The sequence below is a fragment of the Microbacterium sp. JZ37 genome (assembly GCF_035188445.1).
Classification (GTDB): domain Bacteria; phylum Actinomycetota; class Actinomycetes; order Actinomycetales; family Microbacteriaceae; genus Microbacterium; species Microbacterium barkeri.
In genome coordinates, this window is sequence record NZ_CP045253.1 from 3405910 (window position 1) to 3419548 (window position 13639).

Consider the following 13639-nt stretch of genomic DNA (forward strand, 5'->3'; position numbering starts at 1 on the left):
CGGCCGGGACGCGCGCCTAGGGTGGTCACGACGACGACCGGGGAGGTCCCATGTCCCGATGGATGCGCGCGGCGGTCGCGACCGCCATCCTCGCCCTGACCGCGCTCGGCGGCGCGACCGCCGCGCAGGCCGTCTCCCTCGACGACGGCGACCTCGTCGTCGACGACACCGCCGGTCGCCTCTACCTGCCGCAGCTCGAGGACGCGCTCGACGAGATCGACTTCTACGCGCCCACCACCGTCGCGATCTACACCTACGAGGGCGAGGCCTCCGATGAGATGAACGAGCGCGTCCTCGCGTATGCGCGCGAGAGCCATCCCGAGTGGATCACCGACAACGGCCAGAAGTGGGCGGACGGGCTGTTCCTCCTCGCCCTCGACCCCGAGGGCCGACAGGTCGGGACGTACTTCGGCGAGGATCGCGCCGTGTCGCTCGACGACCAGGCGGCCATCCAGGACGCGACGAAGGACGCGTTCCGCGCGGGTGACTGGACGGGCGGGGTGATCGACGGCGTCGAGGCCGCCGCGGGGATCATCGAGCGCCCCTGGTACGCCTCGCCCGCCGTCATCGTCACAGGCTGGGTGGGCGGGGGTGCGGCTGTGGGCGCGTGGCTCATCGCCCTCGGCGTCCGCGCGAGCCGCCGCGAGAAGGTCGCGACGGCGCTCGCGCGCGGCGGCGAGCATCTCACCCGCGTGACGATGGACCTCGAGACGACCGAGCTCGCGGCGCGCACGCTGCCGTCGGACTCGCCGTACGCGCAGCGGCTCGACCAGCGCTTCCACGACTTCTCGGCCCGCTACCACCGTGCCCTCGAGGAGCAGCGCCGCATCGAGGCGCTCACGAAGAAGGAGCGCTCGCGCGCCGACGCCGTGGAGGCCGCGCGCCGGTTCGCCGACGAGACGGCCGAGATGGACTTCGTCGACGACGCGATCGTGCACGCCGCGGCGCTCCTCACGAAGTCGCACACGTGGGAGCGCGCGTGGGCTGCGCAGGTCGATCCGGTGCGCGAGGACCTCGCGGGGATCACGGCGCTCGTGGAGGACCCCGCGGCGGCTGAGCTCGCGACCGCCCACGCGCTCACGGCCTTCCGGGCGGAGGCCGAGGCCGAGCTCGAGCGGCTCGGCGCCGGACTGCGCGCAGGCTCCCTCGAACCGGGCGATGCGCTCGCGGCGCTGGAGGCGCTGCGCGCGCGGCTCTCGGACCTGCTCGCCGATCACTCGCGCGCCCTCATCGCGGCGTTCGCGCAGGCCGACTCCGAGCGCGAGGCGATGGAGGCCGAGCTCGAGCGCGAGCGCCAGACGAACCGCGCCCGCACAGGCTCGATCCTCGACACGGTGTCGACGCCGGGGCAGTACTGGAGCCCCGTGGCCTTCAGCGCCGGCTACTCGGCCGGCGTCACGCAGGTCGAGAGCGACCGCAGCGCCGCGTCGTCGTCCTCGTTCTCGAGCGGCGGCAGCGCGACCGGGTACGGATCGAGCGGCGGGAGCTTCTCAGGCTCCGGCAGCTCGTCCCGGTTCTGAGCACGCGGAGCGCGCGCCAGAGCAGGAGAATCCGCCCACAGCAGGATGGATTCGGCGACGACGTCCTGCTGCCGCGCGATTCTCCTGCGCTCGGCGGTGGCGCAGGGCGCGGCGGGGCGCGGGGCGGTGGCGCGCGGGCTACTTCGCCTCCGGCTCGTCCTCGTCGGGGAGGAGCACGGGGCGGTCGATCGTCTTCGTCACGTCGGCCGGGTCGACCACGAGGAGCAGCATCGCGACGACGAGCAGCACGACGATGAAGACGATGCCCGCGATGATCGAGGCGACCGTCCACGCCTGGGAGATGACCTCGATGGGCTGCTGCGTGAACGCCCCCATCGACATGGCGCCCACGAGCAGCGCGAACACGGCCGACCCGAAGGCGATCGCGAGCAGCTGGACAGGGCGCATGAGCGCGCGTCGGGTGGGCTTGTCGGTCACGGACGGTCCTCCGAGGTGCGGGGGTCGCCCCCGCTGATGGGTGCTGCGGTCTCCGCCGACGCGGCGGACGGCGACGCGGGCGAGAACCCGGCGATCGCGAGGAACACCGCGACGATCGCCGCGTAGCCGCCGAAGAGGCCGACCGCGATGATCTCGCCGGTGAGGGTGAAGGTGCGTCCGGCGTCCTCGATGAAGTAGTCGAGCGCGTATCCCGAGGGCACGAGCAGCGTCGCCGCGCCGATGACGAGGGTCAGCACGCCGATCGTGAGGGTGTCGCGCGCGACGATCCTCTCGCCACGGCGGCGCTGGGCGACGCCGAGGCCCGTCTCGAGCGCTCCTGCGACGAGCGCCCACACGGGGATGACGACGAAGTAGAGAGCGGGGCCGCGCAGGCTCGTGATGCCCGCGGCCATGCCGGCGAAGAGGTGCGCGAAGGCCAGCAGGGCAGGCAGGACGCGCTGCCCCGCGGGCGTGACCATCCAGGTGCCGAGCCCCAGCACGACGGCGGTCGCGATCGCCCACCCGCTGAAGACCGAGAGCCCGACCGCGGCCGAGTGATCGGGCGAGAAGGTCACCATGAGGGCCGCCAGCGCCGCGATGAGCGCGCGCAGCAGCTGGACGTGGCGCGTGCTCGGGGCGAACGGCTGACGTGCGGGCATGGTGATGGGACCTCGTGCGTGCGAAGGGACACGTCCAGTCTAGGGAACCCGCCCCTGGGAACGGCCCGTCACGCGAGGGAGGGGCTCGTGCACTCCCCTCCCTCGCGTGACGATCAGACGCGCGCGACCGGGTTCGGCATCTCACCCGCGTACAGCAGCGACTCCGCCTGGTTGGCGAGGTCGACCATCTGGAGCGTGTTGCGCAGCTGGAGGCGGTTGAGGCACGAGTGCGCGAAGGACCCGGCCCTCAGGTCGACGTCGCCCGCGAGCCCGCGCGCGAGGTCGGGGTGGTCGCCTTCGTAGCGGTCGAGGCACTCGGCCACGAGCCGCCAGAACGACGGGGCAGGGAGGAGCCCGTCCGCATCGAGGATCGCCGCGAGGTGCCGCAGGACGCCGTCGAACACGTCGGTGAAGATCGCGAGGGCCTTCTCGCTCCCCGGCGCCTCGGCGCGGATGCGCTCGACCTCCGGCGGCAGGCCGCGCGGACCGAGCACGGCGACCTCCTCGCCGATGTCCTTCATGAACGCGCGCGCGACGGTGTGCTCGCGCAGCACGAGGATGAGGTTCTCGCCGTGCGGCATGAACGCGAGATCGTGGCCGAGCACGCCGTGCACGAGCGGCCGCAGGTACGCGTGGAGGTAGGCCCGCAGCCACTCCTCGGGCGATCGACCCGACGCCCGGATGAGGGTCGTCGCGGAGGCGGAGCCCTCGTGATCGCGGTGGAGCAGGGCGGCCATCGTGACGAGCCGCTCCCCCGGGCCGATGAGCGGCACGGGGCTCTCCCGCCACAGCGCCGCGAGCATCTTCCGGTGGGGGTTCGGGGTCGGCGTGCGGTGGTAGACGTCGCCCGTGTACCCGATCGCCGCACGCTCGCGCAGCACGGCGAAGCCGGCCTCCGCGAAGGTCGCGTCCGAAGCGACGGTGTCGGCGACCCAGTCATTGATCGCGGGGGTGTCGCGCATGTACGCGGGCGAGAGCCCGCGCAGGAAGCCCATGTTCTGGATGGCCAGGGCCACCTTCACATAGGGAGCGCCGGGTCGCGTGAGGTTGAGGAACGTCCGGATGGACTGCTGCGCCTGGTACTCGTCGGCGCTCCGCCCGAGGAGGACGAGGTGACCGCGCGCGACGTCCGCGGCGAAGGTGACCGGGAGACGGTGCTCCGCCTGCCAGGGGTGGAGCGGGAGGAGGTGGAAGCCCGCGGGGTCGTGCCCCCCGTCGGCGAGGCGCTCCGCGAAGGCGCGCCGCTCGTCGGCCGTGAGCGCCTGCTCGAGGTGCGTCGCCTCGTCGAGACCGCGCCCGAGCGACAGGTGCGTGTGCTCGCGGGCAGCCGCGACCCACACGAGGCGCGTGCGGCGGCCGTTCTCGGGCGCGTACGCGCTCCAGTCCGCGTGGGAGAACCCGATGCGCCCGTTGTTCGCGAGGAACCCCGGATGCCCTTCCGTCATCGCCGCCTCCGTCTCGGGGAAGCTCGCCTCGAGCAGGCCCTCGGCGGTGGGCGCCGCGCCCTCGAGACCGCGCAGACGCTTGCCGGCCGCGCTCGCGAGCGTCGACGAGAGCTCCTCGAGGTACACCGACAGGAGCTGATCGGGGATGCCCAGGCGCGGCTGGAGCTCGAGGATCAGCTCGAGCACGTCGAGCTCGAGCTCGGCGCCGTCGCGCTCGCGCCGCACGCTCGCGGGATCGATCGCCCAGTGCTCGAGGGGGAGCAGGCGGGCGCGGAAGGTGTAGCGCACGTCGCCCTCGGCCACCTCCCACCGCCCGTCCGCGAGCGGCGTCGGCGCGATGAGCCGCTCGTGGGAGAGCTCCGAGAGCGCCTTCACGACGAGGTGCCGATGCGCGTGCGCCGCCAGGTCGGCGGTGAGGTGCGGCAGCGGCGAGCGCTCCCCCGCCCAGCCGGCGCCCAGCGGACTCGCCGCGAAGTCGTCGCGCGTGCAGACGCTGAGCGCGGCGCGCTTGACCCGCCCCTCCGCGCGGAGGTCGACCTCCCCGAGCACCCGGAAGCCCGCTGCGGCGTTCTTCGCGAGGATCGGCTCGTTGCGCACGTCGGGCTCGACGACGACCCGGCTCCGGCCGAGTCCGCCCTCCTGCGCCGCGCCGAGGCAGAAGCGCATCACCCCGCGCATGACCGCCGACGTGAAGCCCGTCTTCGGGTCGCCCGCAGGCGGCGCGATGAGGAGATGCATGCCGATGTCGCCGGGCTCGGCGCGGAACACGTCCGGCGGGAGCAGCGTGTCGGGCTCGTAGGTCTCGACGTAGAACGCGGCCTCCCCGTCGACGCGCCCGAGCCATCCGCCGTGCCTCGCGTCATCCGCGATCGTCTCGAGGTACGCGCGGACCTGCGCGACGTCGAGGTCCGCCATCTCCCAGAAGCGCGAGCGCGGATGCGCGAGCCACCGCTGCAGGCGCGCCGCATCGCGCGCGGGATCGATCGGCTCGATCTCGACGGCGAGCCGGGCGGAGACAGCCGCCGCGCTCATCGCGCCGCCTCCTCGAGCACGCGCGCCGCGCCATCCGTCGCCGCGCCGTCACCGGGGACGCCGAAGGTCTGGAAGGCGATCCTTCGCTCGATCGGGTACGGCTCACGGCCCGTGATGGCGGCGAGCACGACCGACGCCCGCCAGGGCCCGAAGCCGAGGTCGGGCGCCGTCACGCCGTGCGTGTGCTCCTCGCCCCCGACGACGTGGATGCGCTCGGCGTCGTCGACGGCGTACGTCCGCGCGACGTCGAGGCGGCCGCGGCGATCCCTGCGCACGCGATGCGCGACCGGGTCGAGGAAGTCGGGGACCTCGGCGCGGTAGCCGGTTGCGGCGACCACGGCCCTCGTGCGGTGCTCGTGCGTCCGATCGAGCTGCGCGTGGCGCAGGGTGAGCACGTGCTCGCCCGTCTCGACGTCATGGCGCGCGTCGACGACCTCGGTGTCGGTGAGCAGCGTCGACGGCACCGTGCCGTCCGCGCTCGACAGCCGGTAGAGGGTGTCGTAGATCTCGTCGACGAGGTCCGCGCTGATGCCCTTGTAGAGCCCGCGCTGCTCGCGGCCGAGACGCTCGCGCAGCTCCTCGGGAAGGGAGCGGTAGTGGTCGGTGTACTCGGGCGACGTCATCTCGAGCGTGAGCTTGGTGTACTCCATCGGGAAGAACCGCGGCGAGCGCGTGACCCAGTCCACCCGCCCCTCGCGCGCCTCGAGCAGGTCGCGGTAGACCTCGGCGGCGGACTGCCCGCTGCCGACGACCGTCACCGCGCCGCTCGCGAGGAGCGCTGCGCGGTTCGGGAGGTACTCGGCGGAGTGGACGACCGGGCCTGCGCCCGCGCCGGACAGCCCCTGGAGAGCCGACGGCAGCACGGGCCGCGTGCCGACGGCCAGGACGACGTGCCGCGCGAGATGCTCCTCGATGCCGCGCACCTCGCCATCCGGCCCGCGCACCTCGGCGCGGACGCGGAGCAGGTCTCCGGCCTCCTCCACGGCGACGACACGGCGGCGCCAGCGCAGCGTCGGCAGCTGCGCCGCGACCCAGCGGCAGTAGGCGTCGTACTCCGAGCGCAGCGGATAGAAGGACTCGCGGATGTAGAACGGGTAGAGCCGCCCCGTCGCCTTCAGGAACGCGAGGAACGAGTACGGCGAGGTCGGGTCGGCCATCGTCACGAGGTCCGCGAGGAACGGCACCTGGATGGTCGCGCCGTCGATCATCATGCCCGGATGCCACCGGAAGCCGTCGGCCTGATCGAGGAAGACGGCATCGACGTCGGGCAGCGGCTGCGCGAGGGCGGCGAGCCCGAGTCCGAACGGGCCGATGCCGATCCCGACGAGATCGCGGACCGCGATCATCGGCCGTCCTCCTCGGCGGTCAGGCGCGGGAGGCGCGGATGGACGTCGCGGCAGGGCGGATCGTCGCGCGTCGCGAGGGCGTCGCCCGCGAGGAGCCCGTGCGCCGTCGCGCGCACGAGGTCGAGCACGGCCTCGATGTCCGCCAGAGTGGCGTCGGGGTTCAGCAGCGTCAGCTTGAGACACGGGACGCCGTCGATGACCGTCCGGGCGACCATGGCGCGGCCCGACTGGAAGAGCACGCGGCGCACGAGCGGGACGAGCCGGTCCGCGGTCGCGTCGTCGACGCCATCCGGCTGGTAGCGGAACAGCACCGTGCTGAGATCGGTCGTGCCGACCGGGCGCAGCTCGGGGTCGGCGTCGAGGCGCTCCCGCACACGGCGGGCCAGCGCGCAGACGTCGTCGAACATCCGCCCCACCCGGTCGGGGCCCAGCGCGCGCAGGGTCGTCCACAGCTTGAGCGCGTCGAAGCGCCGCGTGGTCTGCAACGAGCGGTCGACCTGGTTCGGGTCGGCGTCGTCGGCCCGCGCCTCCTCGGCGGGGTTCAGGTAGTCGGCGTGCCACGCGGCGGCGAGGAGGTCGGTCGCCTCGCGCACGATGAGCGCGCTCGAGGACACGGGCTGGAAGAACGTCTTGTGGAAGTCGACCGTGACCGAGCTCGCGCGCTCGATCCCGTCCAGCAGCCCGCGCCGTGTGGGCGACACGAGCAGGCCCCCGCCGTACGCGGCGTCGACGTGCAGCCACACGCCGTACGCGTCGCACAGACCGGCCGCCGGACGGATGGGGTCGACGATGCCGCGGTCGGTCGTGCCCGCGGTGACGACGACGGCCATGACGACCCCGCCCGCGCCCGTCGTCTCCGCGAGCGCCCGTGCGAGCGCCGCGGGATCCATCCGCCCGTCCGCGTCGACCCCGACCGGCACGACCGCGTCGGCCGAGAGCCCGAGAAGGTGCGCGGACCGGGCGACGGAGAAGTGACTCGCGGCGGTCGTGAGCACGCGCAGCCGCGCCATCGCGCGTCCGCGGTCGTCGACCCCGCGCAGCGCCTTCTCCCGCGCGAGGAAGAGCGCCTGCAGGTTCGACTGCGTGCCGCCCGAGGTGAAGATCCCGTCGCCGTCGGCGAACCCGATCCGCTCCGCCGTCCAGGCGACGAGGCGCCGCTCCATGAGCGTCGCGACGAGCGACTGGTCGTACGTGTCGACCGAGGTGTTGATCGCCGCGAGCATCGCCTCGGCGGCGACGGCCGGGAGGACGACCGGGCAGTTGAGGTGCGCGGCGTAGGCCGGGTGGTGGAACCAGACCGCGTGCTGCGCGTAGAGCTCGTCGGCCTCGCGGAGGGCCGCCGCGCTGCCGATGCCATCGTCGTCGAGCGCGACGGCGTCGACGAGCGCCTCGAGCTCCCGCCGCTCGGCACCCGAGGACGGGGCGGTCGTCATCCGGAACCGCGCCGCGACGGCGTCGACGACGCCGTGCACGAGCCGCGCGTACTCGTCCGCGGTCCGATCCGTCAGCAGCGCGGTCGCACCGGCTGTCTCCCCCGCGGCGCTCCCGCTCGTCTCCGGCAGAACTCGTGCCATTCGCGTGATCCTCCATGCTCGTCTTCTACTTAGGCTTGGCTAACCTAAGGCACGGTAGCGGATCCGGCGAGTCGCCGCTGCACGGATGCCCGGAGAGGCGCTGAGAGAATGGAGGGCATGACGCCCCAGAGGGAAGAACTGATCGACCACGCCTGCCTCATCGTCGACGGCCCCGACCAGTCGGGAGTCGTGGCCGCGATCGCCGCGCTCATCGCGCGCAACCAGGGCAACATCGTGTCGCTCGATCAGCACTCGACCGACCCCGAGGGCGGGAAGTTCTTCCAGCGCGTCGTGTTCCACCGCCCCAACTTCCCGGTCGCGAAGGACGAGATCGAGGCCGATCTCACCGCGACGCTCGCGCCGCTCGGCATGAACTGGACGCTCAACGATCTGTCGATCCCGAAGCGGATGGCCATCCTCGCCTCCAAGGACGACCACTGCCTGCTCGACCTGCTCTGGCGCCATCGTCGCGGCGAGCTGCCGGTGAGCATCCCGATGGTCATCGCGAACCACACGACGACCGCCGAGGACGTCCGCTCGTTCGGCGTGCCGTTCTTCCACGTGCCGTCGCAGGCGGGGCCGGACAAGTCGCAGTCCGAGGCCGAGATCGTCCGGCTGCTGAAGGGCAACGTCGACTTCGTCGTGCTCGCCCGGTACATGCAGATCCTCTCGAGCGACTTCCTCGAGCAGGTCGGCGTGCCGGTGATCAACATCCACCACTCGTTCCTGCCGGCCTTCATCGGGGCGAACCCGTACCGCAAGGCGAAGGAGCGCGGCGTCAAGCTCATCGGCGCGACGAGCCACTACGTCACGGAGGACCTCGACGAGGGTCCGATCATCGAGCAGGACGTCGTGCGGGTCACGCACGCCGATTCGGCCGACGACCTCCGCCGCCGCGGAGCCGACGTCGAGCGCGCGGTCCTCTCGCGCGCCGTGCTCTGGCACGCCCAGGACCGGGTCATCCGCCACGGCAACCACACCATCGTGTTCTGACCCTCTGACCCCCGGGTCTTCTGCCCCCTCTGCATGTCTCACTCGCCGCGGGAATCCCGCCGCCATTCCCGCGGCGAGTGAGACACGGTGAGCTCTCCGCTCCGACGTGGGCGGGCCGATAGCATCGGGCTGGACACGAAGGAGACCCATGCGCGCGCTCATCGCCACCGGAACGGGCCGCTACGCCGACCCCTGGCATCCGTACACGAAGACCAGCCCGCTCATCGCGGATGTCCTGCGCGAGGCGGGCTTCGACGTCGAGATCGACGAGGACGTCGACGGCGCGATGACCCGGCTCGAGGGCGTCGACCTGCTCGTCGTGAACGCGGGCGACCCGTGGCGATCCGAGACGACCGAGCCGCTCCCCGGCGCCTCCGTCGACGGCCTGCACGCCGCGCTCGAGCGCGGGATCGGCGTCATCGCCGTGCACGCGGCGCTCTCCTCGCTGCGCGACTACCCCGACTGGCCGGGCGCGATCGGCGGGATGTGGGTGCCGGGCATCTCGTGGCATCCGCCCCTCGACCGCGTGCGCATCGCGGGCGACGCGCTGCCCGACGGCACGCGGATCGACGACTTCGACGTCGAGGACGAGCGCTACACGCGTCTGCAGGCCTTCGGCGAGCGGATGGTCGTGGCGCGGCACGAGACGGAGGGCGAGAGCCAGCCGACCGCGTGGGTGCGCACGCACGGCGCGTCGCGGGTCGCCGTCGACGCGCTCGGCCACGACGAGCGGTCGTGGGCCTCGGATGGCCACCGCGCGCTCTTCGCGCAGCTCGCGCGCTGGGTGACATCCCGCGACTGACGCGACTCGGCCGCCCGTCAAGACCCTGCCGCCTGTCAAGACCCGGGTGGCGCAGAGGGGCCGCGGCTAGCGTGGGGTCATGACGTCTCCGTACGACTCCCGGCCCTGGCTGTCCGCGTATCCGCCCGAGGTGCCGCACGAGATCGGCGAGGTCACCCAGACGCTCGTCGACATGATGGACGCGAGCGTCGCCGCCTTCGGACGCCGCACCGCGCTCGAGTTCTTCGGCGCCGAGACGAGCTACCGCGAGCTCGGCGAGCAGATCGAGCGCGCGGCCGAGGGCCTGCGTCGTCTCGGCGTGCGACGCGGAGACCGCGTCGCGATCGTCCTGCCGAACTGCCCGCAGCACGTGGCCGCGTTCTACGCGCTTCTGCGTCTGGGAGCCATCGTCGTCGAGCACAACCCGCTGTACACCGCGCGCGAGCTGCGTCATCAGTTCGAGGACCACGGCGCGCGCTTCGCGATCGTGTGGGACAGGGTGCACGACACCGTGGCGGGGTTCCCCGACGACGTGCGCGTCGAGGGCATCGTGAGCGTCGACCTGACGCGAGCGCTCCCGTTCGCGATGCGGCTGGGCCTCCGCCTTCCCCTCCCGTCGGCGCGCGCCGCCCGCGCGAAGCTCACCCGGCGGCCATCCGCCCGCCGGGTGACGACCTGGGAGTCGATCGTCGGCGCGCGCCGCCTGTCGCGGCGGACGCCCCGCCCCGCGCTCGACGACATCGCGCTCCTGCAGTACACGAGCGGCACGACCGGCTCGCCGAAGGGCGCCATGCTCACGCACCGGAACCTCCGCGCGAACGCGATGCAGGGCGAGGCCTGGGTGCCAGGGCTCCGGCCGGGTGCGGAGACGTTCTACGGGGTCCTCCCCCTGTTCCACGCGTACGGCATGACGCTCTGCCTCACCTTCGCGATGAGCATCGGCGCGCGCCTCGTGCTCTTCCCGACGTTCGACGTCGACCTCGTCACGAAGGCCGCGCGCACGAGCCCGCCGACGTTCCTGCCGGCGGTTCCGCCGATCTACGACCGCCTCGCGCGCGCGGCCGCGCAGGGCGCGATCGACCTCCGCTCGATCCGCTTCGCCATCTCGGGCGCCATGAGCCTGCCGACGGCGACCGTCCGCCGCTGGGAGGAGATCAGCGGCGGCGTGCTCGTCGAGGGCTACGGCATGACCGAGTCCTCCCCCGTTGCGCTCGGCAACCCGATGGGACCCACGCGCCGCCCCGGGACGGTCGGCGTCCCGTTTCCGAGCACCGACATCCGCGTCGTCGACCCCGACGACCCGACGAAGGACCTGCCTCCGGGCGAGGCGGGCGAGCTGCTCCTGCGCGGGCCGCAGGTGTTCTCGGGCTACTGGCAGCGCCCCGCCGAGACGCGCGCGGCGCTGCTCGAGGGCGGATGGCTGCGCACGGGCGACATCGCGACGGTCTCGCCCGACGGGTTCGTGACGATCGTCGACCGGCTCAAGGAGCTCATCATCACAGGCGGGTTCAACGTCTCGCCGAGCGAGGTCGAGGAGACGCTCCTGTCGCATCCCGACGTCGTCGACGCGGCGGTCGTGTCGCTCCCGCGCGGGCAGGGCGGGGAGTCCGTGGGCGCGTCGGTCGTACTGCGCGAGGGCGCGGCGGCGGAGCCCGAGGCGCTGCGCGACTTCTGCCGCACGCACCTCGCTGCCTACAAGGTGCCGCGGCGCATCGACGTCGTCGACGAGCTGCCGCGCTCGCTCGTCGGCAAGGTCCTGCGGCGCGAGGTGCGCGAGCGGATGGTCGGAGCGCGCCCGTAGCGCACCTCCGGAATGCGACAGGGGCTCGGCCGAAGCCGAGCCCCTGTCGCATTCCGAGGTCGTCAGACCTCCGCCCTGCGCCCTTCGTCGTCGCGCTCCTCGTCGCGCTCGTCGTCGGGAAGGCGGTCGCCGCCCGGCGCGGCCGAGCCGCCGAGATCGGGCTCGGTCTCGTCGGAGACGATCGGCATCGCCTCGGTCTTGGCGTAGAGCTCCGTGAACTCCTCGTCCACGACCGGCTCGACCCACGCGAGGTCGTCACTCGAGTGGTCGTACGGAGCGGGGACGAGCGCGAAGTCGTCGCCGTACTCCTCGAGACCCGTCCGCACGCTGTGGCGGACGGCGCGCTCGGCGTACTCGTCGCGGAGGATGAGCGGGTCGCGGTGCAGGTCCTTCATGAACGCCACCATCATGAGCGCCATGATGACCGCGAACGGCAGCGCGGCGATGATCGTCACGTTCTGCAGGGCGGTCAGGCCGCTCCCCTCCTCGCCCGACACGAGGAGGATGGCCGCGATGACGCCGACGAGGGCGCCCCAGACGATCGTCACCCAGCGCGTCGGCTCGGGGTTGCCGCGCTGCGACAGCGTCCCCATCACGAGGGAGGCGGAATCGGCGCCGGTCACGAAGAAGATCGCGACGAGCACCGCGAGGATGACCGTCGTGACGCCCGCGAGAGGAAGGTTGCCGAGCACGCCGAAGAGCACGCTCTCGGGCGGCGAGACCTCGAGCCCGGCGCCGTTCATCTGCTGGTCGATCGCGGTGGTCCCGAAGATCGCGAACCAGATGAACGAGATGACCGACGGCACCACGACGACGACCGACACGAACTGGCGCAGCGTGCGGCCGCGCGAGATCTTCGCGATGAACATGCCCACGAAGGGCGACCACGAGATCCACCAGGCCCAGTAGAAGATCGTCCAGCCCGAGAGGAACGCCTGCACCTCGGGCCCCTGCGAGCCCGAGCGCGCGGCCATCGTCGTGAAGTCGGTGAGGAACTGCGCGGCGACCGACGGGATGATGTTGATGATGAGCATCGTCGGGCCGACGAAGAAGACGAAGAACGCCAGGAGCAGCGCGACGACGGCGTTGATGTTCGAGAGCGCGCGGATGCCGCGCGAGACGCCCGACACCGCCGACGCGATGAAGGCGGCCGTGAGCACCGCGATCACGCCGATGAGGAGGCCGTTGCCGACCTCGCCGATCCCCGAGATGAGCTCGACGCCGTGGCCGATCTGCAGCGCGCCGAGGCCCAGCGACGCGGCCGTCCCGAACAGCGTGACGATGATCGCGAAGACGTCGATCGTGCGTCCGACCGGACCCGTCGTCCGCCGCTCGCCGAGGAGCGGCGCGAAGATCGACGAGATGAGGGGCGTGCGCCCGCGGCGGTACGCGCCGTACGCGATCGCGCCGCCGACGAGCGCGTAGAACGACCAGGCCTGCGGGCCCCAGTGGTAGAGCACCTGGGTCAGGGCGGTGTGCATCGCCTCGACGGTGCCCGCCTCCGCCGTGTTCGGAGGAGGCGACTCGAAGAAGGTCAGCGGCTCGGCTGCGCCCCAGAAGACGAGCCCGATGCCCATCCCGGCGGCGAAGAGCATCGAGATCCAGGAGAACACCGAGAACTCGGGCTCCTCGTCATCGCGCCCCAGCCGGATGCGGCCGAACCGGCTGAAGCCGATGTACAGCATGAAGGCCAGGACCACCGTCGCGATGACGGTGAAGAACACCCCGACGTACTCGATGACCCACGACAGCACGCTCGAGGCGGTCCCCGCGAGGTTGTCTCCTGCCGCAACGCCCCAGACGATGAACGCGATCGTGACGACGATCGCTGCACCGAAGACGACCCGGTCCGTCCGGAAATCACGGCCGGTCTGCTCGACCCCGATGCCGGGGATGAGCGCCGGGTGGACTCCCTGCGGTGCCGGGTCGGCGATGTCACGGACGATTCTCTTCGCCGCGTCGGCGGGCCCCGATGGCTTCAGGGGCGCGCTCTGCTCACGGCGGCTCTTCTCAGTTCCGCTCATTCGCTCCATCCTGCCACGCAGGCCTT

At 72.4% G+C, this 13639-nt stretch carries 10 protein-coding genes; 4 read left to right on the plus strand and 6 right to left on the minus strand.

Features of this window, described 5'->3' with window-relative positions:
• Positions 1 to 50: 50 nt before the first annotated feature.
• On the plus strand, positions 51 to 1520 hold the full coding sequence (locus GC092_RS15735) for a DUF5129 domain-containing protein (protein ID WP_324013210.1): 1470 nt from the start codon (positions 51 to 53) through the stop codon (positions 1518 to 1520).
• A gap of 138 nt (positions 1521 to 1658) precedes the next feature.
• On the opposite strand, the gene GC092_RS15740 is transcribed toward GC092_RS15735, so the two are convergent.
• The 5 genes from GC092_RS15740 to GC092_RS15760 all read right to left on the minus strand — a co-directional run bounded on the left by GC092_RS15740 (position 1659) and on the right by GC092_RS15760 (position 8014).
• Positions 1659 to 1958, minus strand: a complete 300-nt coding sequence (locus GC092_RS15740; protein WP_271172605.1) for an amino acid transporter — start codon at positions 1956 to 1958, stop codon at positions 1659 to 1661.
• Positions 1955 to 2617: an acyl-CoA synthetase gene (locus GC092_RS15745; protein WP_324013213.1), complete on the minus strand. Its 663-nt coding sequence runs from the start codon at positions 2615 to 2617 to the stop codon at positions 1955 to 1957. The genes GC092_RS15740 and GC092_RS15745 overlap by 4 nt, the downstream gene beginning before the upstream one ends.
• Before the next feature lie 113 nt (positions 2618 to 2730).
• Positions 2731 to 5094, minus strand: coding sequence for a GNAT family N-acetyltransferase (locus tag GC092_RS15750; protein ID WP_324013214.1), 2364 nt, complete (start codon positions 5092 to 5094; stop codon positions 2731 to 2733).
• Entirely contained in the window at positions 5091 to 6440 is a 1350-nt protein-coding gene (locus tag GC092_RS15755) for a lysine N(6)-hydroxylase/L-ornithine N(5)-oxygenase family protein (RefSeq protein ID WP_324013216.1), read from the minus strand. The genes GC092_RS15750 and GC092_RS15755 overlap by 4 nt, the downstream gene beginning before the upstream one ends.
• Positions 6437 to 8014, minus strand: coding sequence for a pyridoxal phosphate-dependent decarboxylase family protein (locus tag GC092_RS15760; protein ID WP_324013218.1), 1578 nt, complete (start codon positions 8012 to 8014; stop codon positions 6437 to 6439). The genes GC092_RS15755 and GC092_RS15760 overlap by 4 nt, the downstream gene beginning before the upstream one ends.
• A gap of 117 nt (positions 8015 to 8131) precedes the next feature.
• Between GC092_RS15760 and purU the strand changes: the two genes are divergently transcribed.
• From purU to GC092_RS15775, 3 genes are all read left to right on the plus strand, one after another.
• A complete protein-coding gene (gene purU, locus GC092_RS15765; protein WP_271172600.1) occupies positions 8132 to 9007 on the plus strand; it encodes a formyltetrahydrofolate deformylase in 876 nt (291 codons plus the stop codon).
• A gap of 148 nt (positions 9008 to 9155) precedes the next feature.
• Entirely contained in the window at positions 9156 to 9809 is a 654-nt protein-coding gene (locus tag GC092_RS15770; RefSeq protein ID WP_324013220.1) for a ThuA domain-containing protein, read from the plus strand.
• 79 nt (positions 9810 to 9888) lie between these two features.
• On the plus strand, positions 9889 to 11589 hold the full coding sequence (locus GC092_RS15775; protein ID WP_324013222.1) for a long-chain-fatty-acid--CoA ligase: 1701 nt from the start codon (positions 9889 to 9891) through the stop codon (positions 11587 to 11589).
• 62 nt (positions 11590 to 11651) lie between these two features.
• Here the strand turns inward: GC092_RS15775 and GC092_RS15780 are convergent, their stop codons facing one another.
• Positions 11652 to 13613 carry a BCCT family transporter gene (locus tag GC092_RS15780; protein WP_324013224.1) on the minus strand — a complete coding sequence of 654 codons (1962 nt, stop codon included), beginning with the start codon at positions 13611 to 13613 and terminating at the stop codon, positions 11652 to 11654.
• Positions 13614 to 13639: the final 26 nt, after the last annotated feature.